The sequence below is a fragment of the Pseudomonas trutticola BRTCR10 genome, from assembly GCF_056155105.1.
The window spans coordinates 1398403-1423741 of record NZ_CM149552.1 but is presented as its reverse complement, the minus strand read 5'-3'; the positions used below and the strand labels follow the sequence as shown (position 1 = coordinate 1423741).

Here is a 25339-nt window from a genome sequence, read left to right as displayed (position 1 = left end):
TTCAGTCAGCCTTCTTGGCAGCGGCCTTTTTGGCCTGGGTGGTAGGTGTTTTCAGTTCCAGTCGACCAGCGGTGTGCAAGGCATTGGCCTCGACGTCGAGCAGATCAAGGTCTTGACCGACGCTCGACCAGTGCCCACCGCCGGTGGGGAATGGGACGAGCACGGTGTAGGTTTGGCGAGTTGCCATTTTTCGTTTCTCCATAAACGTGAAAGCCCCTCGTGGGGAGGGGCTTGGCGGACAAGAAAACGCCCCGACAGTGCGGGGCGTTTTTATTCAGGCAGGCTGGCGAGTCGGTTCAAAGATCCTCTGAGGAACGCGAACCACTAACTGCCGTTTGGATAGCCTTTATTGCATCGTCGACGACCTGCCGAGCTTCATCGATTTCGCCCGCTGCAAGCTTGCGCCTGATCAGCTCTTTTGCCTCCAGGCGTCGCTCACGGACGAGATAGAGCACCTCTGCGTATTTAGCGGCTTCGGTCAGGATGCCATCGGCCGCTTCCTCAGCCGTGCGCCCCATGATCGCCCAAGCAGCTACAGTGCGCGGCACTGCATCTTCTGGATAGCCGGCGTCTTTGAATGCTTGCGCCTCGGCCGCCGTTCGTTCGTATTCGACCGCCCGAAGCGGGTCGACAGCAACGAGCCGGCGCATTTCGTCAGCGTAGGCATCGATTCGAAAACACATTTCCTCCGCTGTAGGGACGGGCTCCACCTCCTGCACCCACACACCGCTCCATTCCCCGGTTGTATCGTCCCGTATTCCGGAAAAGCGCGGGCTCCAGCAAGGCTGTGGAACTGGAGTCAGCGTCCAGTCAGGGTAGTTTTTGTTGGTGGCATCGGAGTAGCGAAACCCCCCTTTTGAATCAAGGATGTAATACATGGTTTGCCTTCACGCTAATTGAGTGCAGAGGTGGATTTGACCTTGATAGCTGCTAGCTCCGTTCGTCGCGCCCACAGACAAGTCGATCGTCAGGTTCCCATTGGTCTCCAGTGACCAGGAAAGGTAACCAAATGCCAAAGGTGACGACGTAACCCAGTCCCCGGTACCGCAACACCTGAATCGTGGTCTTGCACCGGGTGGCAGGACACACAGAAGGGCTGATTGACTTCCAATCGCGGCCCCTCGGGCGAAGTCAATGGAGACATATAAGTTGCCGTTAGCTGTCCAGTAACGCGAGGTGTTAGCGTCATAGAACCCGTTCAGAAAAGCGGGAACGGCTAAATTTTTAGAGGCTGAGAAGTCGGCAAAAGTCTGGTTTACAAGGTTCTGGGTACCTGCTGTCGTGTAGGCGTCAGTTATCCCGTAACCCGCGAGAGTGGCTGGTTTCCCGGATCCGATTTTCGACCAGTCAAGGTTCGGAATGTCTCCCGCTGCAAGCGCTCCCCCTCCTGTAACCAAACCCTTCGTGTTAACGGTAACCTTCGTGTAAGTACCCGCGGAAATGCCTGAGTCGGCAAGCGCTATGGAAATGTTGGCGCCCGCCGATCCGTCAAATGACGCACTGCCGCTCGCGGCACCAGAGATTGAGATATTGCGTGCCGTTTCGAGCTTACGAGCGGCAACCGCTGTTCCGTTGATCCCGAGGGCATCAGTGATGCCAAAACCAGCCAACGTTTGCGGATTCGCCCCGGCAGTCGCCCGGCCATATTCGTCAACCGTCAGACTCTTGTAAGTCCCGGCGGCAATCCCGGTGCGCCCTGCCAACATCTTGAAATTCAGCGCGGTAGTGCCAAGAGTGATCGGCGCATTGGTGGTCAGGTGCCACAGCGAATCGCCGTTTGCCGTCCCCTCCTCGACCATGACCGTCAGACCCGGCGTCACCTTGCCGCTGGAGTTGGCGTCGGTTGCTCGCACCCAGTCACCGTTGGCGACAATCCACAGGCCGTTGTCCTTGGCCAAAGTCTGATTCGACAGCAGCACACGGTCGCCGGCAATCACTGCCACCCCATCAATCTGCTGCGCACCGCTCAGCACCACATTGGTGGTTGCAGCAACACGCACCGATTGCTTGCCATCCAGTTTGCCAAGCTCTTCGGCGAGGTAACTCATGACCCAGGCACGTGTGGCTTTAACCACCGTGTCATCAATCAACAACGTCACCAGCGACGCATTGCTGGTCTCGAAAATCGAGCGAATGTAGAACTCTTTCCCCGAGCCCGACGTCGCTAGAACCGGTTTGAACGACTCCGGATATTTGACGATGGCGTAAAGAATCCCGGTATCAGTCCACAGCCCGGCCTCACGCACATACCAACCGCCAACATCCGGCGGAATAGTGACTTCAGCAAGCAGCCAGCTCGGATTCTTCTCGTCCTGGAATAGCGCATTGAGCGGCCCGCGCCAGACTTCGCGTTTCAGCGCAGTAGCGGTCGCGGCCGGGTTGTAGACCGCGCCGCCGCCGTCCCCGACGGAAATCTGCGTCAACTTGATCGGCGTACCCGCGGCCTTGCACGCCGTTTCGTAGGCAATCCCTGCGTTGGTGAGCAGGGTGTAATAGTCAGCCATTCAGGCCCCCTGAGGATAAATAGTGGATGTTTCGACGGTGTACATGCCAGCGGCCATGAACGCCTCGCCAGAGGTTTCCAGCCCTTCGATGAACACCGGATAAACCGTGGTCAGTTCGCCGCAGAACGTCGCGGCGCCGATGACGTGAGTACCGAATGCGCTCAGGCCTACAGAGACCGACAGCACATCCCGTTCGCTTTTGGCATCGGCCAGACGTCGGTCGAGACGGGCGTCGATTTCTTCGCTGTAGGGTTGGTCGCTGAAGGCTCGTACTGAAAAGCTGTAAGGCACGCCGGGCGGCGTTTGTTCGTACCAGGCGCGGATCTCGGGTCTTAACTGCAAACCCTTGGCGGCGTTTTCCAGTGCTCTGCGAGTGCCGGCCTGGCGCGCGGTGGGCCAGGCCAATTCGACGGTCAGGCGTTTTTCCGTTTCCGGCGCGGTGGTGCTCCATTCGGCGACGCCGCGATCCGCTGCGAGATACGGCAGGAAGGCGACCGGCGTTTCGCTCGGGTTCATCAGTTGCGGAAACGGTGGTGCGATGCGATCAAGCAATGCGCCGAAGCCCAGATCCAGCCCTCGCTCAAGTGCCGAGCTGTTGGCCGGCAGCAGCGTCGGTCGCTGAGTTTGTTCACTCATAGCGTCAGTACCTCGACCTCGACCGCCGTGCAGTACGGCGCTTGAAACGCGCTGGTCACGATCGGCGCAAGCGGTTCGAGAATCTGCAATTGCACGGCGCCAGCGCTGTGCAGCGTGTAGTCGATCCAGCTCGGATCGACCCGCCCTTCAAGGCGATGGCAACTGTCGGCGTAAGCCTGCAATTGTTGCTGCGCGGCGACTTTGGTCAGGCCGGAATCGGGTCCGGGATTGATCTTGGCGACGACGCGGATCTTGTAGCGCTGAATGTCGGCAGCCTTGACGGTGACGAGGTCGGTTTCCGGTCGTACATCCGGTCGGGCGAAGTGCTGACGCACGCCTTCGAGCAACGCTGCAGACGGGGTGCCATCGCCGTCTCGCGACAACACTGTGACCTGTACTTCGCCCGGCGCGGTGCGGCGGCCATTGCCATCCTTGACCTGCGCGGCGAAGCCGTCCGGGTTGAAGGTGTAAGTGACATTCACCACACCGGCTTCAGTGGATTCGACGTTCACCGTCGGCCGTTCGCCGAGGGTGAACACCTCGCGGCGATACTGCATCCGCGAACCCGCCGCCGGTGCATGCGGCGCCAGGTAATAACGCAACCGCGCGTCGTCGTCGCTTTCATAAACCGCTGGCACCGGCGGGAACGCTGCCGGGTCGCCCGGGTCGAGTAACTGCCGCTCCAGGCCCATGTCTGCAAGCCGTGCATCGAGGTTACTGCCGGTCGCCCACCACGCCAGCATCTGCTTGATGCGGGCGTTGTATTTGCGTTCGTGGGTTTGCAGCCGCACGCAGAACGCTTCCAGCGCCAGGGTCAGCAATTCGCTTTCGTTTTCCAGACTGACTTTGAGTTTCACCGCACTGTCCGGCGACCGGGCGCCGACGTATTCGATGACAAAGATCTTGAACTCGGCGAGCAGGTCCTCGAAGGCTTCGACGGTGATCAGCGCGGGTTCGGCCAATTGATTCTGGCCGGGGATCAACATGCTCATGTCACTACCTCGAAAGTCTGTTGACGGTTTTTCCAGGTGCCGGCGAAACGCAACAGCAGGCCGGCGCCCTGTCGTGTGGCGACGATCACTTGCGGCTGAAAATCGTCGATGCCGTTTTGCTTGTTGTAGAACGCTTGCGCTGCGTGGCTCTGCGCCAGAAGCAGGACGTCATCACCGAGGTTTTGCCCCAGCAACGTGGGGATCAACGAACCATAAAGGGGCCTTTTTTGCCGGGTGCCCAGCGGCGTGGTCAGGGCCCGGGTCGCGCGCTGCACAAATTGCAGCCAGTCGTCGACCGTGGCCCCGCTGTCTCTATCGATTCCGATCATGGAAGGCTTCTTAATCAGGGGCTGATGACGCGGCCCTGGTGATCGACCAAAGGGCCGCTGAAGTGCACGCCCGAAGCGTCGATGGTCAGGCCGACGGCGCCCAGTTGCAGGTTGATTGCCTGTGGGGTCATCGCCAGTTGTGCCGGGCCGATGCTCAGTTGCAGCGATTCGCGAGAACCGTTGAACGTCGCCGGACCGTTTTGCCAATGCAAGGTATGCGCGGCATCGTCGTAGCCGCTTTCGCTGCCGTCCTGATGCACTCGACGGGTCAGCGTCGGTACCGTCGAGGTTGGCGGAAAGCGATCACTGTTCAAGCCGAACAACGCCACGCTTTGTGCGCCGCTTTCGCCACTGCCGTAATTGAGTAGCAGACATTGCTCGCCCACGGACGGGATGCGCGACTCGCTCTGCGCTCCTGCACTCGGGTTGAAAAACTTGATGGCCGGCGTCAGCAATCCACCGTGGCTCACCTGACACGTGTTGCTGGCGGCATCGACCGATTGGCAGATGCCGATCCGGCAAAAGCTTTCGGCGCGGCGGTGCAGGTCTTCGATTTCCGCTTCCATTTCGGCCAGCCGTTCGATGATCGGGCCTAGCTGCATGCGCAGTATTGCGTCGAACATCGGTCAGGCCTCCAGCGCGGTGTATTGGTCGGGGTCGTCGATGTTGCTGACTTCCCAGGTGCGGGCAAATTTCGGGATGCCGAGCGGATCGTCGAGCAGCGTCGGGCCGAGGTAGAGGGTCTGGTTGAATGACAACGTCCAGGTTTTGTATGACTGCTCGGTGCGGATGAGCAATGATGGCAAACCATCAATGTTCATCGGTAGATCGCATTGATCGCCGGGCAAGTTCCAGCGGTTGTCGGTGATCAGGTTCTTCAGCACGGCAATCAGATCGCACGCTGCAAATGCCGTGGCGTTAAGCGCCGGGACGACTTGCAACGACACCGTCATGACATGAGCAATTCGCCCATCAGCGGCGCGCACTCCCGATGCATTTCGGTCGAAGTCGATCAACACCCAGGCTTGATCGCCCGGAGCACTGAAATCCTCGTGCTTGCCGACATTGAGGTTCAGCCCGGCGGTGTTGTGCAGCGTCGTCGCGATGGCTGTGAACAGTTGCGACGGCTGCTGGATCGGTGTGGGCATACATGACCTCCTTTTCTATCGTCCACGCGAAGCCCTGCCGCCAAAATGGCGGCATGGAAACAGTCAAGGTCAAGGCTGGTCGCGCGGCGGGACTTCGCAGACGCCGATGCGCTTGGCGGCCCAGCGTTCATACAGACCGATGGCCACGTCGGCACCGGCCATGGCTGTCAGGCAACCGAATGCTCCGGCGGCCCAGATCGACATGCCGGCGGCATACAACAGCATGATCGCCGAGACGCCGCAGATCATGCAGGCGCCGGAGCGCAGCGCGAGACGGCGCAAAAGCGGCCAGCCGCGAGCGCCCTCCTTGTCAGCGCGCCACATTTCGCCAGACACCCCGCCGACGATGGCAAGGAGGATGACCAGCCAGATCGGCATGTCCGCCAACGCTTGTTGCTCGTTTGTCATGTCACGCCTCCTGGGAGTGAGTTATTCGCTTTTTATGTCCGTTCAAACGACATCTCTGAAAGCGGGCATTACAGGAATGCCCGGAGGAATACACATTAAAATCATGACGACACCGATCTTGCCGCTGAAAGCAAAGACAGCTTTAGTATTTGCCCGTTCTTCGATCGTCTGACTGAGCACAACTTTGCAGACGCGGCTAAAAAGCCGCGCCATTGCATGATGCAATCCCGATATCGGGTTTACCAAAGTGGTGGATTAGAAGGGAGCAACTGGCCAGTTGATTGTATAGGGATAACCAGTTTGGTCTTTAATGTCACTGATTGCGACGCAGTACTGCTTATATGCAAGCAGCAGTTCGGTCTCGGAACTGCTGGCAACACCCAGGTCGAGTTTGTACTGCAGAGGATTGATCGTTAGCCAATTAGCGGCCTGAGTCAGTAGTTGGCGAACTCGAACGTCAAGGACAGCTACGTTATCTTCATAGGTCAGCTCAGTGAACACCCAGCCATTGCCAACGTAATTACCCTTCCAGCCGACTTGAACCGGAGTGTCGATAGAGACCTGGACCCAATAACCAGATGGCCCTGGTGGGGTAAATTGCGGCGACTCCTCTGCATCTACAATTTGTACCGCGCGGGTAAAGGGTGGGCTGTACGCGTCAATAAATACGTATCGATTCATCATATTTCCTTACTACGAAGTTTCAATAAATGTTGTTTTCATTTCTGCCAACCATGCGTTAACCGCGACTGGGGAAAACGCCAATTACGACAGGTAGGCATTCCAAAAAGCCCGGTATTTGAACGCCGGGCTTTTCAGTAATGCGCTCCTTCGCCTTCCTTCAAATCCTGTGTTCAAGAAGGAAGCTGACTGTTCGGCGCTACTGGCGCGGTACGAGTCCATTCAAATTGTTTTTCCGACCGCGGTCCCTGCCCGCCGGATAACTGCTTCTGGTGCTTTACGCTGCACACCCGGGTCAGTTGCCAACCCTCTGAACCGTTGAGGCCGGTTCATCGCTGCCTGTTCTTGTGGAACTAAAGAGCTTTCGTTTCCAGCCGCTTTGTCGAGCGGCTTGGTGGCAATGATATGCATGTATGCATATCCAGTCAATGCGTAAATGCATTTATTTATGCGCGAGAAATGCATGAGCGCATGAAGGCCGCATAAATCAAGGCGTAGAGGGTTTTTCACGGGCGAAAAAAAACCCGCCAATGGGCGGGTTCTATTCGAAAGGGGCGTGGTTAACGGGCGTACATGCCCCACCAGAAGACGTGGCCAAGGATGACGATCTGCTCTTCCTGGATTTCCTGGAAGCTGTAGTCCTCGTCCGGATGCTCATCACGATTGAAGCTGCGCAGACGGATGCCGGTAGGCAGGCGATAGAGTTGCTTCACCCGCAGTTGACCATTGTGGTTGATCGCGTACAGATCACCGTCAATGATGTCGCCGATCCCGCACTTGCCTGCGTTCACGCCAACCGTGGCGCCGTCACGCAGTACCGGCAACATGCTGTTGCCGCGCACGGTCACGCATTTGGCCTGGTCGAACTGTACACCGTTATGACGCAGGCTGCGCTTGCCGAAGCGCAGGCTAGAGCGCTCGCTCTCTTCGATGACGAATCTTCCTGATCCTGCTGCCAATTCAACCTCGCGAAGAAACGGCACCGACACCTCGTCGTCATCGACAGGGGTGTCGTCGTCCCACAGCATTATGTCCTTGAGTTCCGCGTGCACGTCATCACGCGCGGCACCGGCCGACGGCGCAACATCCGCGCGCCCGCGCAACTGATCGGTGCTTACATTGAAGTACTCGGCGATCTTCGAGATGTGTTTATCCGAAGGATCGACGATCTTCCCGCTGAGAATTCGCGAGAGAGTGGATTGAGGCACGCCGGTGCGACGGTGGAGCTCCGTGGGGGAGATCCCGTGCTGGTCGAGCAGTGCTCTTAAGACGGAGGATACGTTGCGTTTTTGCATAACGCGCATAGTGCTTGAAGTTTTTCGCGAAGACAAATGCTGATTTGCATATTTCGTGCATAAATCACAATTTGGCTGAAAAAGTGTCAGCGAGCCGTCATGCCTGCGTCGGGCCGACTGCCCATGGTAACCTTGCGCCCATCGCGGAAAAGCCGGGCTGTAGTCCTCGCTTTTGCCCTACATCTTTTAACGAGTTACCTGACAATCCGATGAATAAAGCCGTCTCCGACCTGTCCTCCCACACTCCGATGATGCAGCAGTACTGGCGCCTGAAGAACCAGCACCCGGATCAGCTGATGTTCTATCGCATGGGCGACTTCTACGAGATCTTCTACGAAGACGCGAAGAAGGCCGCCAAGTTGCTCGACATCACCCTGACCGCGCGCGGGCAGTCGGCGGGGCAGGCGATTCCGATGTGTGGGATTCCTTACCATGCGGCGGAAGGTTACCTGGCGAAGCTGGTCAAGCTCGGCGAATCGGTGGTGATCTGCGAACAGGTCGGTGACCCGGCTACCAGTAAAGGCCCGGTGGAACGTCAGGTAGTGCGGATCATCACGCCGGGCACGGTCAGTGATGAAGCGCTACTGGATGAGCGTCGCGACAACCTGATCGCTGCGGTGCTGGGTGATGAACGCCTGTTTGGTCTGGCGGTGCTCGACATCACCAGCGGCAACTTCACCGTGCTCGAGATCAAAGGCTGGGAGAACCTGCTGGCAGAACTGGAGCGGGTCAATCCGGTGGAATTGTTGATCCCGGATGACTGGCCGAAAGATCTGCCGGCAGAAAAACGCCGTGGCGTGCGTCGCCGTGCACCGTGGGACTTCGAGCGCGACTCGGCGTTGAAGAGCCTCTGCCAGCAATTTTCTACCCAGGATCTGAAGGGCTTCGGCTGCGAGACCCTGACCCTGGCCATCGGCGCTGCCGGTTGCCTGCTGGCCTACGCGAAAGAAACCCAGCGCACCGCCCTGCCCCATTTGCGCAGCCTGCGTCACGAACGTCTCGACGACACCGTGGTGCTCGACGGCGCGAGCCGGCGCAACCTGGAGCTCGATACCAACCTGTCCGGTGGCCGCGATAACACCCTGCAATCGGTAGTTGATCGCTGCCAGACCGCGATGGGTAGCCGTCTGCTGACCCGTTGGCTGAACCGTCCGCTGCGCGACCTGACGGTGTTGCTGGCGCGGCAGACGTCGATCACTTGCCTGCTCGACGGTTACCGCTTTGAAAAGCTGCAACCGCAGCTCAAGGAAATTGGCGACATCGAGCGGATTCTCGCGCGCATCGGCCTGCGCAATGCGCGCCCGCGCGACCTCGCTCGCCTGCGTGACGCCCTCGGCGCACTGCCCGAACTGCAAGTGGCGATGACTGACCTGGAAGCGCCGCACCTGCAACGTCTCGCCACAACCACCAGCACCTACCCGGAACTGGCGGCGTTGCTGGAAAAAGCCATCATCGACAACCCGCCAGCGGTGATCCGTGACGGCGGCGTGCTGAAAACCGGTTACGACAGTGAACTTGATGAGTTGCAATCGCTGAGCGAAAACGCCGGTCAATTCCTGATCGATCTGGAAGCCCGGGAGAAGGCTCGTACCGGCCTGTCCCACTTGAAAGTCGGTTACAACCGCATTCATGGCTACTTCATCGAACTGCCGAGCAAGCAGGCAGAGTCGGCCCCGGCAGACTACATCCGGCGCCAGACGCTGAAAGGTGCCGAGCGTTTCATTACGCCGGAACTGAAAGAATTCGAAGACAAGGCGCTGTCGGCCAAGAGCCGTGCCCTCGCCCGCGAGAAGATGCTCTACGAAGCACTGCTGGAAGATCTGATCAGCCAGTTGCCGCCGTTGCAGGACACCGCTGGCGCTCTGGCCGAACTGGACGTGCTGAGCAACCTCGCCGAACGTGCGCTGAATCTTGACCTGAACTGCCCGCGTTTCGTCAGCGAGCCGTGCATGCGCATCACGCAAGGTCGTCACCCGGTGGTCGAGCAAGTCCTGACCACGCCGTTCGTGGCGAACGACCTGAGCCTCGACGACGACACTCGGATGCTGGTGATTACCGGTCCGAACATGGGCGGTAAATCCACCTACATGCGTCAGACTGCATTGATCGTGTTGCTGGCGCACATCGGCAGCTTCGTACCGGCAGCCAGTTGCGAACTGTCGCTGGTGGACCGGATTTTCACCCGGATCGGTTCCAGCGATGACCTGGCCGGTGGCCGTTCGACCTTCATGGTGGAAATGAGCGAAACCGCGAACATCCTGCATAACGCCACCGAACGCAGCCTGGTGTTGATGGACGAGGTCGGTCGCGGCACCAGCACCTTCGACGGCCTGTCGCTGGCCTGGGCCGCCGCCGAGCGTCTGGCGCATCTGCGTGCCTATACTCTATTTGCTACGCACTACTTCGAACTCACCGTATTGCCGGAAGCCGAACCGTTGGTGGCCAACGTGCATCTCAATGCCACCGAACACAATGAACGCATCGTCTTCCTGCACCACGTGTTGCCAGGGCCTGCCAGTCAGAGCTACGGCCTGGCGGTGGCGCAACTGGCCGGCGTGCCGAGTGAAGTCATTGTGCGTGCACGTGAGCACTTGAGCCGTCTGGAAGACACCGCATTGCCGCATGAGGCGCCGAAGCCTGCCGCCAAAGGCAAACCGCTCGCTCCGCAGCAAAGCGACATGTTTGCGAGCCTGCCACACCCGGTGCTGGATGAGCTGGCCAAACTGGATGTCGATGATCTGACGCCACGTCGTGCGCTCGAATTGTTATATGCACTCAAGAACCGGATCTAAGCACTAAAGAACCGGATATAACGCAAACGGCTTCAAGCTGTTAGAATCTCGCGCGGTTTGGGATGCTGCTGGCTAATAGCCTGGCCAGCAGACATCGCTCCCGAACCTGGCGACCCCAACCGTGAAGGGGCAACGCTGCCGCCGCCTGAGGAGAAAATTAGAAATGACCTTCGTCGTCACCGACAACTGCATCAAGTGCAAGTACACCGACTGCGTAGAAGTCTGTCCGGTGGACTGCTTTTACGAAGGCCCGAACTTCCTGGTGATTCACCCGGATGAGTGCATCGACTGCGCCCTGTGCGAGCCGGAATGCCCGGCCGTGGCCATTTTCTCCGAGGACGAAGTTCCGGAAGAGATGCAGGAGTTCATTCAACTGAACGTGGAACTGGCCGAGATCTGGCCGAACATCACCGAGAAGAAAGAATCGCTGCCGGACGCTGAAGAGTGGGATGGCGTCAAAGGCAAGATCAAAGACCTCGAACGCTGATTTGTTGCGCGTTCGATAAAAAGGCCCTTCGGGGCCTTTTTTGTTTTTCTGCATTTTACTTTTCTACAGGCAAAAAAAGGGGCGGTTTGACCCGCCCACATTTTTTCCCTATTCCCTGTGTTCCTTTTCATCGTCCTGATGAATCGCGTCCTGCGATGTCCATTCCCCTCATCCTTGAAGGGCGTGTCTGTCCGTCGACACAGCCCTGATACTAAAGAGTTCCCCGCCAGGAGCAACGGGCCGAATACGCTTTGAGGCGCTGTCATAAGCACTTCATATTAGAAAATAAATAAGTAAATCAATAAGTTAAATATGATGAAAGTGGCGAATGGACGTCTACCGCATTGTAAAAATAACGAACACTTACGAAAGAGTAAGTAAAGGCTTACATCTCGAGACTACAAAGGTACTGACACCGATCGAAAGTCGAGCACTAAACGTGTGGCGAGGGAGCTTGCTCCCGCTTGAGTGCGTTTGCGGCTGCTGCGCAGCCCAGCGGGAGCAAGCTTCCTCGCCACAGGGGTATCGTTGAGCCACTAAATCGCGAGCAACAAAAAGCCCCGAACCAGTCGGGGCTTTTGCGGGCGTTGGAGGCGCCTACTGAAACAGCGACTCGCTCGACAGGCCATTCTTCTCGAGAATTTCCCGTAGGCGCTTGAGGCCTTCCACCTGGATCTGTCTTACCCGTTCCCGGGTCAGGCCGATCTCCAGGCCTACATCTTCCAGCGTGCTGCTCTCGTGACCGCGCAGGCCGAAGCGGCGTATCACCACCTCACGCTGCTTGTCGGTCAATTCGGACAGCCATTGATCGATGCTCTGCGACAGATCGTCGTCCTGCAGCAGTTCGCATGGATCGGTAGGACGATCATCCGTCAGGGTGTCCAGCAGGGTTTTATCCGAATCCGGACCCAGCGAGACGTCGACCGAAGAAACCCGTTCATTCAGGCCCAGCATGCGCTTGACCTCGCCTACCGGTTTTTCCAGCAGGTTGGCGATTTCTTCGGGTGAAGGTTCGTGGTCGAGCTTTTGCGTCAGCTCCCGTGCAGCCCGCAGGTACACGTTGAGCTCCTTGACCACATGGATCGGCAACCGGATGGTCCGGGTCTGATTCATGATTGCACGCTCGATGGTCTGACGAATCCACCAGGTTGCGTAGGTCGAGAAGCGGAAGCCGCGCTCGGGATCGAACTTTTCCACCGCACGGATCAAGCCGAGGTTGCCCTCTTCGATCAGATCCAGCAGCGACAGCCCCCGATTGACGTAACGCCGGGCGATTTTGACCACCAGCCGCAGGTTACTTTCAATCATGCGCTTGCGTCCGGCGGGATCGCCACTTTGCGACAAACGCGCAAAATGAACTTCTTCCTCCGGGGAGAGCAGTGGGGAAAAGCCGATTTCGTTGAGATACAACTGCGTGGCATCAAGTGCACGCGTGTAATCGATGTACTTATGTTGTTTAAGTGAAGCGGAGTGTTTGGATTTGGAACGAACGGAAGGTGGAGCAGCCCCTTCATCATTCGACATCGAAGATTCCGAATCGATGCCGGCCTCCATAAGGAGAACCTCATCGTCGATGTCAAACTCCGGCACTTCTTTACTGAGAGCCATTGTTATAGTCCTTTGGTGAGTTCGACCCCAAGCTCAAGCGACGCCTTTATCCTTGGCAGCGCTGGAGCCTGTCCCCTCTACGAGACGGAACAGGCTGGCTTACAAATCAACGTCTTGGCAGGAACTGCAGCGGATCTACAGGTTTACCTTGGCGGCGAATCTCAAAATGCAGTTTCACCCGGTCTGTACCCGTTGACCCCATTTCGGCAATTGTCTGTCCGACCTTGACCTGCTGTCCCTCCCGAACCAACAGCCGACGGTTGTGACCGTAAGCACTGACGTAGGTTTCGCTGTGTTTGATGATGACTAATTCGCCGTAGCCCCTTAAGCCACTCCCGGCGTATACCACCGTCCCATCAGACGCAGCTAAAACAGGCTGTCCCAAATCCCCGGCGATATCAATTCCTTTATTCAAACTACCGTTTGAAGAGAATTTTCCAATAAGAATGCCATTAGATGGCCATCCCCAGCCGGTCGGGGCCGGGCCGGGTGGAGGGAGTGGAGCTGGCGCTTGCTTGTTGGCGACGGACGGTGCTGCGCCCGCAGAACCAGTGGTTGTCGTGGTTGTCGTGCCATTTGCCTGGCGTCGGATTACCGTGGTTTTACTCGACGACGAAGGTGAAGAACTGGCGTTGCTCACCACCGCTGTCGACGTTGATCCGGTACGACCATCGAAGCGAATTGTCTGACCCGGGTGGATCGTATACGGCGTAGGAATATTGTTCCGGGCCGCGAGGGCTTTGTAGTCCCAGCCGTAGCGAAATGCGATGGAAAACATCGTATCGCCCGGACGGACTACATACTGCCCGGTCGTGACGGCAGGACGTTGGGCTGCTGCACTGTTGCGATCGACTACCCGGACGCTGCTCGATTTGGTGCTGGAGCAGCCCACCAGCAAGGTGCTCAAGACAAGGCCAGTCACCAGGCGCTGAAAGCTCGTGTTACCCATACGCTGCGCAATGACTGTGAGACTCACCCGCCGCTCCCTTTGTGGTGGCTGAAAAAATTCGGAATGCCGCATTTCGGCATGAGGTGTCGCAAGTATAACGGGCCGAATCGGCTTTACCTTTAATGAAGCGAAATCGCTTCGCGCACACGTTTGCAAGCCGACAATCTGTTGCGTTTAAACCATCGCTGCCGGAGTAAGACCGAGGCGAACGAAAGGAATTCAGCGCCTTTGAAGAAATGCTCAGGCCAGTGGCCCGTTGAGCAAAGGCACGAAGCGAACAGCGCCCAGAACGTGTCGGGAAAAGCCGTGTTCTTCGCGCACGATCAGCATCAGCTGCTGCACTTCCCCCGAACCCACCGGGATCACCATGCGCCCGCCCGGGGCCAGTTGATCAAGCAAGGCTTGCGGCACATCGGTGGCGACGGCGGTGACGATGATGCCGTTGTACGGCGCCAGCGCCGGCCAGCCTTCCCAGCCATCGCCCCAACGGAACACCACGTTGCGCAGATTGAGTTCGACCAGACGCTCCTTGGCCCGATCCTGCAAGACCTTGATGCGTTCAACCGAGAACACCCGCTCCACCAGTTGCGACAACACGGCCGTCTGGTAACCGGAGCCTGTGCCGATTTCCAACACCTTGTCCAATGGACCGGCCTCAAGCAGCAGCTCGCTCATGCGCGCCACCATATAAGGCTGAGAGATGGTCTGGTTATGGCCGATCGGCAGAGCCGTGTCTTCGTAGGCACGGTGCGCCAGCGCTTCGTCGACGAACAGGTGACGCGGCGTGCGGCGAATCACTTCCAGCACCTTGGCGTTGGACAGGCCTTCTTCATACAGGCGCTGAATCAAACGCTCGCGGGTGCGCTGGGACGTCATGCCGATGCCGCTGCGCATTCTGTCTTCGTGTTCACGGGCCATCAGCGCAGTCCCTCCAGCCAGCCGTCGAGACTTCTGAAGGCATCGTTGAAGGTGCGATCAAGCTGCAACGGGGTGATCGACACATAGCCCTGCATCACCGCATGAAAGTCGGTCCCCGGGCCGCCGTCTTCGGCATCGCCGGCGGCAGCAATCCAGTAACCGGCCTTGCCACGCGGGTCGACCACTTTCATCGGCGCTGCCGCCCGGGCGCGATGACCCAGCCGGGTCAACTGAATGCCGCGAATATGGTCGAGCGGCAAATTGGGAATGTTCACGTTGAGCACCGTGCGCGGCGGCAGATCCAGCCCGGCATGGGCCTCGACCAGTTTGCGCGCAAAGTAAGCTGCCGTCGGCAAGTTATCCACCTGGCGTGAGGCCAGCGAAAAAGCGAACGACGGACGCTCAAGAAAACGCCCTTCAAGGGCTGCCGCTACTGTCCCGGAATACAGCACGTCATCGCCAAGGTTGGCGCCGAGGTTGATGCCGGAAACCACCATGTCCGGCTCGCGCTCCAGCAAACCATTGAGGCCCAGGTGTACGCAATCGGTCGGTGTGCCATTGAGGCTGATGAAGCCGTTGGCCAGATATTGCGGGTGCAACGGACGGTCGAGCGTCAGCGAACTGCTGGCGCCGCTTTTGTCCTGCTCCGGGGCGATAACCACGCACTCGGTGTAATCCGCCAGCGCAGCATAAAGCGCGGCGAGACCGGGTGCGGTTACCCCATCGTCGTTAGAAATCAGAATACGCATGGGCTGTCCGTCTGCCCCACCGGCACCAGATCAACGAGTTCGCGCACCAATACAGTGGCGAAGCATCCGGCCGGGAGGACGAATTCCAGTTGCAGAATGTCTGGCTGGGGATAATGCCACGTCAACCCGCCAATGGGCAGCCGCAGGATGCGACGTTCGTGGCTCATGCCGGCGTGAATCAACCAATCACGCAGCTCCGCTTCACGGGCGGCAATCCCCTGCTCCAGATCATGGACAGCGCCAGCGGCGGGCGAGTCACCTTCGCCCCACTGCGGCCCGGTCGGGTGCAGATCGAGAATCGCCAGACGCGGATCGCTGCACTCGGCCTCACCGGCCGGAAAAAAACTGCGGCTGTCAGTGAATGCGAGCAGATCGCCGACTTGTGCCTTTTGCCAGGTGCCATCGGCGACCCGCGCCGCGAGCACCTGATTGAACAGGAAACTGCGCGCGGTCGAGAGCAGGCGTGAACGCACATTGCGCTGCTCCGGCAAGGCCTTGCGCGCCGCCCACGAACGCGCATCAACGACGTTGCCGCCGTCATGGCCGAAACGCTGGGCGCCGAAATAATTGGGAATGCCTTGTTTGGCGATCAGTTGCAGACGCTCTTCAATGGCAGCTCTGTCACCGGCAAACTGAGTCAGGCGCAACGTGAAACCGTTGGCCGAATGCGCACCGCGTTGCAACTTGCGTTTGTGGCGGATGGTCTTGAGGATCTTCAGCGTGTCATTTTCCGCTGCCGTCAGATCGGGGTCAGCCTTGCCTGGCAGTTGCACGCTGAACCACTGACGGGTCAACGCCTGGCGATCCTTGAGGCCGGCATAGCTGACGGTACGCAACGGCACACCCGCAGCCTTGGCGATACGCCGCGCTGCCTCTTCGGTGTTCAGGCCACGCTTTTCCACCCAGATCCACAGATGTTCGCCATCGCCGCTGAACGGGATATCGAGCACTTCATCGACCTGAAAATCTTCAGCGACCGCTTTCAGTACGGCGCTGCCCAGGGATTCGCCATAGGCACGCGGGCCGAGCAATTGCAGTTCGTTCATGCGCGCAGCAACAAGGCAACGGAGTGCACGGCGATGCCTTCTTCGCGACCGACAAAGCCAAGCTTTTCGGTGGTGGTAGCTTTCACGTTCACTTGATCCAACTCAACTTGAAGATCCGCCGCGATCAGCGCGCGCATCGATTCGATATGCGGAGCCATTTTCGGCGCCTGGGCAACGATGGTGTTGTCGACGTTGCCGACTTTCCAGCCTTTGGCATGGATCAGCGCGACCACATGACGCAGCAGTGCGCGGCTGTCGGCGCCCTTGAATTGCGGGTCGGTGTCCGGGAAGTGTTTGCCGATATCGCCCAGCGCCGCCGCGCCGAGCAAGGCATCGCTCAAGGCGTGCAGCAGGACGTCACCGTCGGAATGAGCGAGCAGCCCGAAGCCGTGTGCAATGCGCACGCCGCCCAGAGTAATGAAATCGCCTTCAGCGAAACGGTGCACATCATAGCCGTGGCCAATACGCATAAAAAAACGCCCCGATTTTTGTCAGGGCGTGATTCTACCTGCATTAATCCCGAAGGGCGCGTGCGTGATGCTGCAAGTGGTCGTCAATGAAGCTTGAGATGAAGAAATAGCTGTGGTCGTAGCCCGGTTGCAGGCGCAGCGTCAGTGGATGGCCTGACTGTTTGGCTGCTTGTTGCAGCGCTTCTGGCTTGAGTTGGTTGGCGAGGAAGTCGTCGCGATCACCTTGATCGACCAGCAGTGGCAGTTTCTCAGAAGCTTCAGCAATCAACGCGCAGGCATCCCATTCTTTCCACTTCGAACGGTCTTCGCCCAGGTAACGGGAAAAGGCTTTTTGGCCCCACGGGCAATCCATCGGATTGTTGATCGGAGAAAACGCCGACACCGATTGGTAACGCCCCGGATTACGCAACGCACAAATCAACGCACCGTGGCCGCCCATGGAGTGGCCGCTGATACTGCGCTTATCGGACGCCGGGAAATGCGCTTCAACCAGTGAAGGCAATTCCTGCACAACATAGTCATGCATCCGATAGTGACGGGACCAGGGTTCCTGCGTGGCATTCAGATAAAACCCCGCACCCAGGCCGAAATCCCAGGCATTGTCAGGATCGCCCGGCACATCAGGGCCACGCGGGCTGGTGTCCGGTGCGACGATGATCAAACCGAGCTCGGCAGCCATGCGCATCGCGCCAGCCTTCTGCATGAAGTTCTCATCGGTGCAGGTCAGACCCGACAGCCAGTACAGCACCGGCAACTTGCCGCCCTGCTCTGCCTGCGGCGGCAGGTACACGGCAAATACCATGTCACAACCGAGCACATCGGAGCGATGGCGATAGCGTTTGTGCCAGCCGCCGAAACTCTTCTGACAGGAGATATTTTCCAGACTCATGTAAAGACTCCTACGCAGTCACGGCAGCAAGCCTTCGAGACTTGCGGCCATGTCGCCACGATTGATCAGAAATGAATAACGGTACGAATGCTCTTGCCTTCGTGCATCAGGTCGAACGCCTTGTTGATGTCTTCCAGGCCCATGGTGTGGGTAATGAAGGTATCCAGCGGAATTTCACCGCTCTGGGCCATGTCGACATAGCTTGGCAACTCGGTACGACCACGCACGCCGCCGAACGCAGAACCGCGCCAGACGCGACCGGTGACCAACTGGAACGGACGGGTAGCGATTTCCTGGCCAGCGCCGGCCACGCCGATGATCACCGACTCGCCCCAGCCTTTGTGGCAGCACTCAAGCGCTGCGCGCATCAGTTGCACGTTGCCGATGCATTCGAAGGAGAAGTCGACGCCGCCATCGGTCATGTCGACGATCACTTCCTGGATCGGACGATCAAAATCTTTCGGGTTCACGCAGTCGGTGGCACCCAATTGTTTAGCGATTTCGAACTTTGCCGGGTTGATATCGATGGCGATGATGCGCGCAGCCTTGGCCTTCACTGCGCCGATCACTGCAGACAGGCCGATACCGCCCAAACCGAAGATCGCCACGGTGTCACCCGGCTTGACTTTGGCAGTGTTGAGCACGGCACCGATACCGGTGGTGACGCCACAGCCGAGCAGGCAGACCTTTTCCAGCGGTGCATCCTTGGAGATTTTGGCGACGGAGATTTCCGGCAATACGGTGTATTCCGAGAAGGTTGACGTACCCATGTAGTGGAAAATCGTCTCGCCTTTGTAGGAAAAACGCGAAGTGCCATCCGGCATTAAACCTTTGCCCTGGGTCGCGCGAATCGCCTGACACAGGTTGGTCTTGCCCGACTTACAGAATTTGCACTGGCCGCATTCCGGGGTGTACAGCGGAATCACGTGATCGCCGACGGCAACCGAAGTCACACCTTCGCCGATGGCTTCAACGATTGCGCCACCTTCGTGACCAAGGATCGACGGGAAGATGCCTTCCGGGTCAGCGCCGGACAAGGTGTAGGCGTCAGTGTGGCAGACCCCGGAAGCCACCACACGCAGCAGCACTTCACCGGCCTTGGGCATGGCGACATCGACTTCTACGATTTCCAGCGGCTTCTTGGCCTCGAAGGCAACGGCGGCGCGCGACTTGATCATGCTGACTCTCCAGTGAATCCATTGAATAAAAAAGCAGACAAGGAGTGTAATACATGGCCCGACGATGAATAATCCGGACAAAAGCAAAACATTATTGCCACACAGGGATAATCCTGATGTCCGAAAACCGTTGGGAAGGCATTGACGAGTTCGTCGCCGTCGCCGAATGCAGCCAGTTCACCGCCGCTGCCGAACGTCTTGGGGTTTCTTCCTCGCACATCAGTCGACAAATCGTACGACTGGAAGAGCGTTTGCAGACGCGACTGCTGTATCGCAGCACCCGACGGGTGACGCTGACCGAAGCTGGACAGACTTTCCTGCAACATTGCCAGCGCTTGCAGGATGGTCGTGAAGAGGCTTTGCGCGCAGTCGGCGACCTGACCAGCGAACCGAAGGGCATGCTGCGCATGACCTGTGCCGTTGCCTACGGTGAACGTTTTATCGTGCCGCTGGTAACGCGGTTCATGGGGCTCTACCCACAACTGCGCATCGATATTGAATTGAGCAATCGCCAACTCGACCTGGTACACGAAGGACTGGATCTGGCGATCCGGTTGGGACGCCTGCAGGATTCGAGATTGGTCGCGACGCGCCTGGCGCCAAGGCGCATGTACCTGTGTGCGTCACCGTCCTACCTCGAACGGTACGGCCGCCCACACAGTTTGTCGGAACTGAGCCGCCACAATTGTCTGATTGGTAGCTCGGACATATGGCAACTGGAGCAAAACGGGCGGGAATTTTCCCAGCGCGTGCAGGGAAACTGGCGCTGCAACAGTGGGCAAGCGGTGCTGGATGCGGCGCTGCAAGGCGTCGGGTTGTGTCAGTTGCCGGACTATTACGTGCTGGAGCATCTGCACAGTGGTGCGTTGATTTCGTTGCTGGAGACGCATCAGCCGCCGAATACCGCAGTGTGGGCGCTGTATCCGCAGCAACGGCATTTGTCGCCGAAGGTGCGCAAACTGGTGGATTATTTGAAGGTGGGGTTGGCTGAGCAGCCGGAGTATCAGGAATGAGTGTTGCGTTGCCCGTAAATGCGCTATCGCGAGCAGGCTCGATCCTACACAGGAACGCATTTCAAAATGCAGGAGTGAGCCTGCTCGCGATGGCGATTTAACAGGCACCACAGAAATTCAGTGGCGGTTAGTCCAACGCTGACGCAACCATTCGAGATCTTCCGGTCGGGTGACTTTGAGGTTATCCGCCCGCCCTTCAATCAGACGCGGTGCCAGTCCTGCCCACTCCATCGCCGAAGCTTCATCCGTAATCACCGCATCGGCAACAAGGCTATCCGCCAATGCACGATGCAACGCCCCCAGGCGAAACATCTGCGGCGTATACGCCTGCCAGATCACGCTGCGATCCACGGTCTCAACCACCCGACCGTGCTTGTCGACCCGCTTCAACGTGTCGCGCGCAGGCACCGCCAGCAAACCGCCCACCGGATCATCCGCCAGTTCATCCAGTAATTTGTCGAGATCTTCGCGACTCAGATTCGGTCGTGCCGCATCGTGCACGAGCACCCAATCCTCATCATCAGCACCTTGCGCATGCAAATGCAGCAAGGCATTGAGCACCGAGCCGGAGCGCTCGGCCCCGCCCTCAACGCGCTGAATACGCGGATCGCTGACGCAGGCCAGATTCGGCCAGTAAGGATCATCAACCGCAAGACTGACCACCAAACCCTTGAGGCTTGGGTGATCAAGGAAACAGCCAAGGCTGTGTTCGAGAATTGTGCGTCCGCCCAGTTGCAGGTATTGCTTGGGACGGTCCGCGGCCATTCGGGCACCGACGCCCGCGGCAGGAATCACGGCCCAGAAGGCCGGCAGGGAATTGATCATTGGGCCAACTGGTAAAGGGTTTCACCGTCCTTGACCATGCCCAACTCGTGACGAGCCCGTTCTTCAACGGTCTCCATGCCTTTTTTCAGCTCGCTGACTTCAGCGTCCATCACCCGGTTGCGCTCCAGCAAACCTTCGTTCTCGGCATGTTGATCAGCAATCTGCTGATTCAGCTCGGCAACTTGCGCCAGACTGCCATTGCCCACCCACAGGCGGTACTGCAGACCGGCCAGCAGCAAGAGCAAAACGAGAAACAACCAGTAAGGACTGCGCATCGAATATCAGGTATCCAGTGAAAAAAGACAGCCACGCCAAAACTTTGAAGCATCTGATAGCACGAAGCCTGGAAGACCCAGGCTTGTGCTGTTAAGGCATCAGATTAGTGGCAAATCCATCGCTGTCACGACTTTTTCGACACAATCCGGTGTCCTTTTATCAGTTTCCGCTTAACCGCGGAATTCGCTGCGACCGTTGTACTTGGCTTTGCCATTCAACTGCTCTTCGATACGCAGCAGTTGGTTGTACTTGGAAACGCGGTCGGAACGGCACAGCGAACCCGTCTTGATCTGGCCAGCCGAGGTGCCCACAGCCAGGTCGGCAATGGTCGAATCTTCGGTTTCGCCCGAACGGTGCGAGATCACTGCGGTGTAACCGGCAGCCTTGGCCATCTGGATGGCTTCCAGGGTTTCGGTCAGGGTGCCGATCTGGTTGAACTTGATCAGGATCGAGTTGGCGATCTTTTTATCGATGCCTTCTTTCAGGATCTTGGTGTTTGTCACGAACAGGTCGTCGCCCACCAGTTGAGTCTTCTCGCCGATCTTGTCGGTGAGGATCTTCCAGCCAGCCCAGTCGGACTCGTCCAGACCGTCTTCGATCGAGATGATCGGATAACGTTCGGTCAGGCCTTTCAGGTAGTCAGCGAAACCTTCCGCGGTAAACACCTGACCTTCGCCGGACAGGTTGTACTTGCCGTCTTCGTAGAATTCGCTGGCCGCGCAGTCCAGGGCCAGGGTCACGTCGGTGCCCAGCTTGTAACCGGCGTTGGCCACAGCTTCCGAGATCACTTTCAGCGCGTCTTCGTTGGACGCCAGGTTCGGTGCGAAACCACCTTCGTCGCCAACGGCAGTGCTCAGGCCACGGGCCTTCAGCACAGCTTTGAGGTGATGGAAAATCTCGGTGCCCATGCGCAGACCTTCCGAGAAAGACTTGGCGCCAACCGGCTGCACCATGAATTCCTGGATGTCGACGTTGTTATCGGCGTGCTCGCCACCGTTGATGATGTTCATCATCGGCACCGGCATCGAGTAAACACCCGGAGTACCGTTGAGGTTGGCGATGTGTGCGTACAGCGGCAGATCCTGATCCTGCGCAGCAGCCTTGGCCGCAGCCAGGGAAACGGCGAGGATCGCGTTGGCGCCCAAGGTCGCTTTGTTTTCAGTACCGTCGAGCTTGATCATCGCGTGATCCAGGGCTTTCTGGTCGCTTGGGTCAGTACCCAGCAGCAGATCGCGGATCGGACCGTTGATGTTGGCTACCGCTTTGAGCACGCCCTTGCCCAGATAACGGCTCTTGTCGCCATCACGCAGCTCGAGCGCTTCACGCGAGCCAGTGGATGCACCGGACGGCGCGCAAGCGCTGCCGATGATGCCGTTGTCGAGAAGCACGTCCGCTTCCACGGTGGGATTGCCACGGGAGTCGAGAACTTCACGACCTTTGATGTCGACGATTTTTGCCATTGTTGTAAACACTCCAAAGTTGACGAAAACGACGCAGCTAGAGGAAATCTTTTTACCGTCGGCAAGTGGTGTGCAGCGGGCAGCTTGCAGACGACAACGCACATGCCCGAGGGCATGTGCGACAAATCGTGCGGTACTTTACCGGAGAAATGAGTGTTACGCGGTTTCTACCGTCGGAAAACTCTTAACCAGTTCGTCCAAAGCTTTGAGCTGGGCCAGGAATGGCTCCAGTTTGTCCAGACGCAAGGCGCAAGGGCCGTCGCATTTGGCGTTATCCGGATCCGGATGCGCTTCGAGGAACAGACCCGCCAGCGCCTGGCTCATGCCAGCCTTGGCCAGATCCAGAACCTGTGCACGGCGACCGCCGGCAGAGTCAGCACGACCGCCCGGCATTTGCAGCGCGTGGGTCACGTCGAAGAATACCGGATACTCGAACTGCTTCATGATGCCGAAGCCGAGCATGTCGACCACGAGGTTGTTGTAGCCGAAGCTCGAACCACGCTCGCAGAGAATCAGTTGATCGTTACCCGCTTCCACGCACTTGTTCAGGATGTGTTTCATTTCCTGAGGCGCGAGGAACTGGGCTTTCTTGATGTTGATCACTGCATTGGTCTTGGCCATCGCGACGACCAGATCGGTCTGACGCGACAGGAAGGCCGGCAGCTGGATGATGTCGCAGACCTCAGCGACGACCGCTGCCTGTTCAGGCTCGTGGACGTCGGTGATGATCGGCACGCCGAAGGCTTGTTTGATGTCCTGGAAGATGCGCATGCCCTCTTCCAGGCCAGGACCGCGATAAGAGGCCACAGAAGACCGGTTGGCCTTGTCGAAACTGGCCTTGAACACGTAAGGGATGCCGAGTTTTTCGGTGACCTTCACATACTCTTCGCAAACCTGCATGGCCATGTCACGGCTTTCCAGCACGTTCATGCCGCCGAACAGCACCATGGGTTTGTCGTTGGCAATCTCGATGTCGCCGACGCGGATGATCTTCTGTGCCATCGGGGTTACGCCTTCTTCTGGTGTTGAGCCAACGCTGCTTTGACAAAACCGCTGAACAGCGGATGGCCATCACGCGGTGTCGAGGTGAACTCAGGGTGGAACTGGCAAGCGACGAACCATGGATGGTCCGGCGCTTCAACAACTTCAACCAGCGCTGCGTCAGCGGAGCGACCGGAGATTTTCAGGCCGGCTTCGATGATTTGTGGCAGCAGGTTGTTGTTCACTTCGTAACGGTGACGGTGACGTTCGACAATCACGTCCTTGCCATAGCAATCGTGAACTTTGGAGCCGGCTTCAAGCAGGCATTCCTGAGCGCCGAGGCGCATGGTGCCGCCCAGATCGGACGCTTCGGTACGCACTTCGACGGCGCCGGTCGCGTCTTCCCACTCGGTGATCAGACCTACAACCGGATGGCCGCTGGCGCGGTCGAACTCGGTGGAGTTGGCGTCTTTCCAGCCCATGACGTTACGAGCGAACTCGATGACCGCCACTTGCATGCCGAGGCAGATACCCAGGTACGGAACCTTGTTTTCGCGAGCGTACTGAACGGCAGTGATCTTGCCTTCCACGCCACGCAGACCGAAGCCGCCTGGAACCAGAATCGCGTCGACACCTTCCAGCAGCGCAGTGCCCTGGTTTTCGATGTCTTCGGAATCGATGTAGCGCAGGTTGACCTTGGTGCGGTTGCTGATGCCGGCGTGACTCATCGCCTCGATCAGCGACTTGTACGCGTCCAACAGCTCCATGTACTTGCCGACCATGGCGATGGTCACTTCGTGTTCCGGGTTCAGCTTGGCGTCAACCACTGCTTCCCACTCGGACAGATCGGCGCTGCCGCATTGCAGGCCAAAACGCTCGACGACGAAGTCATCCAGACCCTGCGAATGCAGGATGCCCGGGATCTTGTAAATGGTGTCGGCGTCTTCCAGCGCGATCACCGCACGTTCTTCAACGTTGGTGAACTGAGCGATCTTGCGACGCGACGAAACGTCGATCGGGTGATCGGAGCGGCACACCAGCACGTCTGGCTGCAGGCCGATCGAACGCAGTTCCTTGACGGAGTGCTGGGTTGGCTTGGTCTTGGTTTCGCCAGCGGTGGCGATGTACGGCACCAGCGTCAGGTGCATCAGCATCGCGCGCTTGGCGCCGACTTCGAAACGCAATTGACGGATGGCTTCGAGGAACGGTTGCGACTCGATATCACCGACGGTGCCACCGATTTCAACCATCGCCACGTCGGCGTCACCGGCACCCTTGATGATGCGGCGCTTGATTTCGTCGGTGATGTGCGGAATCACCTGGATGGTTGCACCCAGGTAGTCACCACGGCGCTCTTTGCGCAGCACGTGCTCGTAGACACGGCCGGTGGTGAAGTTGTTGTTCTGGGTCATGGTCGTGCGGATGAACCGCTCGTAGTGGCCCAGGTCCAGGTCGGTCTCGGCGCCGTCGTGGGTGACGAACACTTCACCGTGCTGGAACGGGCTCATGGTGCCCGGGTCGACGTTGATGTACGGATCCAGCTTAAGCATGGTGACCTTAAGCCCCCGCGCCTCCAGGATGGCCGCCAATGAAGCCGAGGCAATGCCTTTCCCCAATGAAGAAACAACACCGCCCGTGACGAATATGTAGCGCGTCATGAAAAACCCTAGAAGTCTGCGTTAAAGCGGTACGAGCCGCCGGGGAA

The 25339-nt window shown here is 58.4% G+C and carries 28 protein-coding genes; 3 read left to right on the top strand and 25 right to left on the bottom strand.

Annotated elements, in window-relative coordinates:
* Window position 1 precedes the first annotated feature (1 nt).
* The 12 genes from ACVVH8_RS06140 to ACVVH8_RS06085 form a co-directional block, all read right to left on the bottom strand.
* Complete coding sequence (locus tag ACVVH8_RS06140; RefSeq protein WP_475229042.1) at window positions 2-187, bottom strand: hypothetical protein; 186 nt, start codon at window positions 185-187, stop codon at window positions 2-4.
* Between the two features lie 109 nt (window positions 188-296).
* On the bottom strand, window positions 297-878 hold the full coding sequence (locus ACVVH8_RS06135) for a phage tail protein (protein ID WP_475229039.1): 582 nt from the start codon (window positions 876-878) through the stop codon (window positions 297-299).
* A 9-nt stretch (window positions 879-887) separates the two neighbouring features.
* Entirely contained in the window at window positions 888-2504 is a 1617-nt protein-coding gene (locus ACVVH8_RS06130) for a phage tail protein (protein ID WP_475229037.1), read from the bottom strand.
* Window positions 2505-3140, bottom strand: coding sequence for a phage tail protein I (locus tag ACVVH8_RS06125; protein WP_475229035.1), 636 nt, complete (start codon window positions 3138-3140; stop codon window positions 2505-2507).
* Window positions 3137-4132, bottom strand: a complete 996-nt coding sequence (locus tag ACVVH8_RS06120) for a baseplate J/gp47 family protein (RefSeq protein WP_475229032.1) — start codon at window positions 4130-4132, stop codon at window positions 3137-3139. The genes ACVVH8_RS06125 and ACVVH8_RS06120 overlap by 4 nt, the downstream gene beginning before the upstream one ends.
* On the bottom strand, window positions 4129-4461 hold the full coding sequence (locus tag ACVVH8_RS06115; protein ID WP_201234995.1) for a phage baseplate protein: 333 nt from the start codon (window positions 4459-4461) through the stop codon (window positions 4129-4131). Before ACVVH8_RS06115 ends, ACVVH8_RS06120 begins: the two co-directional genes overlap by 4 nt.
* 14 nt (window positions 4462-4475) lie before the next feature.
* Window positions 4476-5084 carry a phage baseplate assembly protein V gene (locus ACVVH8_RS06110; protein WP_213027711.1) on the bottom strand — a complete coding sequence of 203 codons (609 nt, stop codon included), beginning with the start codon at window positions 5082-5084 and terminating at the stop codon, window positions 4476-4478.
* A gap of 3 nt (window positions 5085-5087) precedes the next feature.
* Window positions 5088-5609: a hypothetical protein gene (locus tag ACVVH8_RS06105; protein ID WP_475229030.1), complete on the bottom strand. Its 522-nt coding sequence runs from the start codon at window positions 5607-5609 to the stop codon at window positions 5088-5090.
* Between the two features lie 69 nt (window positions 5610-5678).
* Complete coding sequence (locus ACVVH8_RS06100; protein ID WP_103303010.1) at window positions 5679-6017, bottom strand: phage holin family protein; 339 nt, start codon at window positions 6015-6017, stop codon at window positions 5679-5681.
* A gap of 255 nt (window positions 6018-6272) precedes the next feature.
* On the bottom strand, window positions 6273-6698 hold the full coding sequence (locus tag ACVVH8_RS06095; RefSeq protein ID WP_103303011.1) for a tail fiber assembly protein: 426 nt from the start codon (window positions 6696-6698) through the stop codon (window positions 6273-6275).
* Window positions 6699-6920: 222 nt separating this feature from the next.
* Window positions 6921-7109, bottom strand: coding sequence for a hypothetical protein (locus ACVVH8_RS06090; protein ID WP_141233098.1), 189 nt, complete (start codon window positions 7107-7109; stop codon window positions 6921-6923).
* A gap of 149 nt (window positions 7110-7258) precedes the next feature.
* The gene (locus tag ACVVH8_RS06085) at window positions 7259-7993 is read right to left on the bottom strand and encodes a LexA family transcriptional regulator (RefSeq protein WP_401303703.1); all 735 of its coding nucleotides are present in this window, start codon (window positions 7991-7993) and stop codon (window positions 7259-7261) included.
* A gap of 209 nt (window positions 7994-8202) precedes the next feature.
* Here ACVVH8_RS06085 and mutS point away from each other — a divergent pair, with 209 nt between their 5' ends.
* Window positions 8203-10785: a DNA mismatch repair protein MutS gene (gene mutS, locus ACVVH8_RS06080; RefSeq protein WP_475229028.1), complete on the top strand. Its 2583-nt coding sequence runs from the start codon at window positions 8203-8205 to the stop codon at window positions 10783-10785.
* Window positions 10786-10948: 163 nt separating this feature from the next.
* The gene (gene fdxA, locus ACVVH8_RS06075; protein WP_007908827.1) at window positions 10949-11272 is read left to right on the top strand and encodes a ferredoxin FdxA; all 324 of its coding nucleotides are present in this window, start codon (window positions 10949-10951) and stop codon (window positions 11270-11272) included.
* A gap of 597 nt (window positions 11273-11869) precedes the next feature.
* Here the strand turns inward: fdxA and rpoS are convergent.
* The 8 genes from rpoS to ACVVH8_RS06035 all read right to left on the bottom strand — a co-directional run bounded on the left by rpoS (window position 11870) and on the right by ACVVH8_RS06035 (window position 19079).
* A complete protein-coding gene (gene rpoS / locus ACVVH8_RS06070; protein ID WP_008081736.1) occupies window positions 11870-12880 on the bottom strand; it encodes an RNA polymerase sigma factor RpoS in 1011 nt (336 codons plus the stop codon).
* 106 nt (window positions 12881-12986) lie between these two features.
* Window positions 12987-13856 (bottom strand): peptidoglycan DD-metalloendopeptidase family protein, encoded by an 870-nt coding sequence (locus ACVVH8_RS06065; RefSeq protein ID WP_103303014.1) that lies wholly within the window; start codon window positions 13854-13856, stop codon window positions 12987-12989.
* A 213-nt stretch (window positions 13857-14069) separates the two neighbouring features.
* Window positions 14070-14705, bottom strand: coding sequence for a protein-L-isoaspartate(D-aspartate) O-methyltransferase (locus ACVVH8_RS06060; RefSeq protein WP_169841266.1), 636 nt, complete (start codon window positions 14703-14705; stop codon window positions 14070-14072).
* 41 nt (window positions 14706-14746) lie between these two features.
* Window positions 14747-15496, bottom strand: a complete 750-nt coding sequence (gene surE, locus ACVVH8_RS06055) for a 5'/3'-nucleotidase SurE (RefSeq protein ID WP_201235002.1) — start codon at window positions 15494-15496, stop codon at window positions 14747-14749.
* The gene (gene truD, locus ACVVH8_RS06050; protein WP_103303016.1) at window positions 15484-16542 is read right to left on the bottom strand and encodes a tRNA pseudouridine(13) synthase TruD; all 1059 of its coding nucleotides are present in this window, start codon (window positions 16540-16542) and stop codon (window positions 15484-15486) included. Before truD ends, surE begins: the two co-directional genes overlap by 13 nt.
* Entirely contained in the window at window positions 16539-17012 is a 474-nt protein-coding gene (ispF, locus tag ACVVH8_RS06045; RefSeq protein WP_020795989.1) for a 2-C-methyl-D-erythritol 2,4-cyclodiphosphate synthase, read from the bottom strand. The genes truD and ispF overlap by 4 nt, the downstream gene beginning before the upstream one ends.
* Window positions 17013-17055: 43 nt before the next feature.
* Window positions 17056-17901, bottom strand: coding sequence for an S-formylglutathione hydrolase (gene fghA / locus ACVVH8_RS06040; RefSeq protein WP_475229026.1), 846 nt, complete (start codon window positions 17899-17901; stop codon window positions 17056-17058).
* Window positions 17902-17966: 65 nt separating this feature from the next.
* The gene (locus ACVVH8_RS06035; protein ID WP_007908835.1) at window positions 17967-19079 is read right to left on the bottom strand and encodes an S-(hydroxymethyl)glutathione dehydrogenase/class III alcohol dehydrogenase; all 1113 of its coding nucleotides are present in this window, start codon (window positions 19077-19079) and stop codon (window positions 17967-17969) included.
* 116 nt (window positions 19080-19195) lie between these two features.
* On the opposite strand from ACVVH8_RS06035, the gene ACVVH8_RS06030 reads away from it, so the two are divergent.
* On the top strand, window positions 19196-20092 hold the full coding sequence (locus ACVVH8_RS06030; RefSeq protein WP_103303020.1) for a LysR family transcriptional regulator: 897 nt from the start codon (window positions 19196-19198) through the stop codon (window positions 20090-20092).
* A gap of 117 nt (window positions 20093-20209) precedes the next feature.
* Here ACVVH8_RS06030 and ispD read toward each other — a convergent pair whose 3' ends face one another.
* The 5 genes from ispD to ACVVH8_RS06005 all read right to left on the bottom strand — a co-directional run bounded on the left by ispD (window position 20210) and on the right by ACVVH8_RS06005 (window position 25292).
* The gene (gene ispD, locus ACVVH8_RS06025) at window positions 20210-20917 is read right to left on the bottom strand and encodes a 2-C-methyl-D-erythritol 4-phosphate cytidylyltransferase (protein ID WP_475229023.1); all 708 of its coding nucleotides are present in this window, start codon (window positions 20915-20917) and stop codon (window positions 20210-20212) included.
* Complete coding sequence (gene ftsB, locus ACVVH8_RS06020) at window positions 20914-21192, bottom strand: cell division protein FtsB (RefSeq protein WP_007908838.1); 279 nt, start codon at window positions 21190-21192, stop codon at window positions 20914-20916. Before ftsB ends, ispD begins: the two co-directional genes overlap by 4 nt.
* 171 nt (window positions 21193-21363) lie before the next feature.
* Complete coding sequence (eno, locus tag ACVVH8_RS06015; protein ID WP_093436567.1) at window positions 21364-22653, bottom strand: phosphopyruvate hydratase; 1290 nt, start codon at window positions 22651-22653, stop codon at window positions 21364-21366.
* Between the two features lie 156 nt (window positions 22654-22809).
* The gene (gene kdsA / locus ACVVH8_RS06010; RefSeq protein WP_475229021.1) at window positions 22810-23655 is read right to left on the bottom strand and encodes a 3-deoxy-8-phosphooctulonate synthase; all 846 of its coding nucleotides are present in this window, start codon (window positions 23653-23655) and stop codon (window positions 22810-22812) included.
* 5 nt (window positions 23656-23660) lie between these two features.
* A complete protein-coding gene (locus ACVVH8_RS06005) occupies window positions 23661-25292 on the bottom strand; it encodes a CTP synthase (protein WP_103303023.1) in 1632 nt (543 codons plus the stop codon).
* Window positions 25293-25339 lie beyond the last annotated feature (47 nt).

Bases quoted from the DNA above. Each gene is read 5' to 3' on its own strand.
- ACVVH8_RS06030 (WP_103303020.1), top strand. From the start codon at position 19,196: ATGTCCGAAAACCGTTGGGAAGGCATTGACGAGTTCGTCGCCGTCGCC.
- rpoS (WP_008081736.1), bottom strand. From the start codon at position 12,880: ATGGCTCTCAGTAAAGAAGTGCCGGAGTTTGACATCGACGATGAGGTT.
- ACVVH8_RS06060 (WP_169841266.1), bottom strand. From the start codon at position 14,705: ATGACGTCCCAGCGCACCCGCGAGCGTTTGATTCAGCGCCTGTATGAA.
- ACVVH8_RS06140 (WP_475229042.1), bottom strand. From the start codon at position 187: ATGGCAACTCGCCAAACCTACACCGTGCTCGTCCCATTCCCCACCGGC.
- ACVVH8_RS06105 (WP_475229030.1), bottom strand. From the start codon at position 5,609: ATGCCCACACCGATCCAGCAGCCGTCGCAACTGTTCACAGCCATCGCG.
- ACVVH8_RS06095 (WP_103303011.1), bottom strand. From the start codon at position 6,698: ATGAATCGATACGTATTTATTGACGCGTACAGCCCACCCTTTACCCGC.
- truD (WP_103303016.1), bottom strand. From the start codon at position 16,542: ATGAACGAACTGCAATTGCTCGGCCCGCGTGCCTATGGCGAATCCCTG.
- fdxA (WP_007908827.1), top strand. From the start codon at position 10,949: ATGACCTTCGTCGTCACCGACAACTGCATCAAGTGCAAGTACACCGAC.
- surE (WP_201235002.1), bottom strand. From the start codon at position 15,496: ATGCGTATTCTGATTTCTAACGACGATGGGGTAACCGCACCCGGTCTC.
- ACVVH8_RS06085 (WP_401303703.1), bottom strand. From the start codon at position 7,993: ATGCAAAAACGCAACGTATCCTCCGTCTTAAGAGCACTGCTCGACCAG.
- ACVVH8_RS06005 (WP_103303023.1), bottom strand. From the start codon at position 25,292: ATGACGCGCTACATATTCGTCACGGGCGGTGTTGTTTCTTCATTGGGG.
- ACVVH8_RS06115 (WP_201234995.1), bottom strand. From the start codon at position 4,461: ATGATCGGAATCGATAGAGACAGCGGGGCCACGGTCGACGACTGGCTG.
- ispD (WP_475229023.1), bottom strand. From the start codon at position 20,917: ATGATCAATTCCCTGCCGGCCTTCTGGGCCGTGATTCCTGCCGCGGGC.
- ACVVH8_RS06035 (WP_007908835.1), bottom strand. From the start codon at position 19,079: ATGATCAAGTCGCGCGCCGCCGTTGCCTTCGAGGCCAAGAAGCCGCTG.
- ACVVH8_RS06100 (WP_103303010.1), bottom strand. From the start codon at position 6,017: ATGACAAACGAGCAACAAGCGTTGGCGGACATGCCGATCTGGCTGGTC.
- mutS (WP_475229028.1), top strand. From the start codon at position 8,203: ATGAATAAAGCCGTCTCCGACCTGTCCTCCCACACTCCGATGATGCAG.
- fghA (WP_475229026.1), bottom strand. From the start codon at position 17,901: ATGAGTCTGGAAAATATCTCCTGTCAGAAGAGTTTCGGCGGCTGGCAC.
- kdsA (WP_475229021.1), bottom strand. From the start codon at position 23,655: ATGGCACAGAAGATCATCCGCGTCGGCGACATCGAGATTGCCAACGAC.
- ispF (WP_020795989.1), bottom strand. From the start codon at position 17,012: ATGCGTATTGGCCACGGCTATGATGTGCACCGTTTCGCTGAAGGCGAT.
- ACVVH8_RS06120 (WP_475229032.1), bottom strand. From the start codon at position 4,132: ATGAGCATGTTGATCCCCGGCCAGAATCAATTGGCCGAACCCGCGCTG.
- ACVVH8_RS06135 (WP_475229039.1), bottom strand. From the start codon at position 878: ATGTATTACATCCTTGATTCAAAAGGGGGGTTTCGCTACTCCGATGCC.
- ACVVH8_RS06125 (WP_475229035.1), bottom strand. From the start codon at position 3,140: ATGAGTGAACAAACTCAGCGACCGACGCTGCTGCCGGCCAACAGCTCG.
- ACVVH8_RS06130 (WP_475229037.1), bottom strand. From the start codon at position 2,504: ATGGCTGACTATTACACCCTGCTCACCAACGCAGGGATTGCCTACGAA.
- ACVVH8_RS06110 (WP_213027711.1), bottom strand. From the start codon at position 5,084: ATGTTCGACGCAATACTGCGCATGCAGCTAGGCCCGATCATCGAACGG.
- ftsB (WP_007908838.1), bottom strand. From the start codon at position 21,192: ATGCGCAGTCCTTACTGGTTGTTTCTCGTTTTGCTCTTGCTGCTGGCC.
- eno (WP_093436567.1), bottom strand. From the start codon at position 22,653: ATGGCAAAAATCGTCGACATCAAAGGTCGTGAAGTTCTCGACTCCCGT.
- ACVVH8_RS06090 (WP_141233098.1), bottom strand. From the start codon at position 7,109: ATGCATATCATTGCCACCAAGCCGCTCGACAAAGCGGCTGGAAACGAA.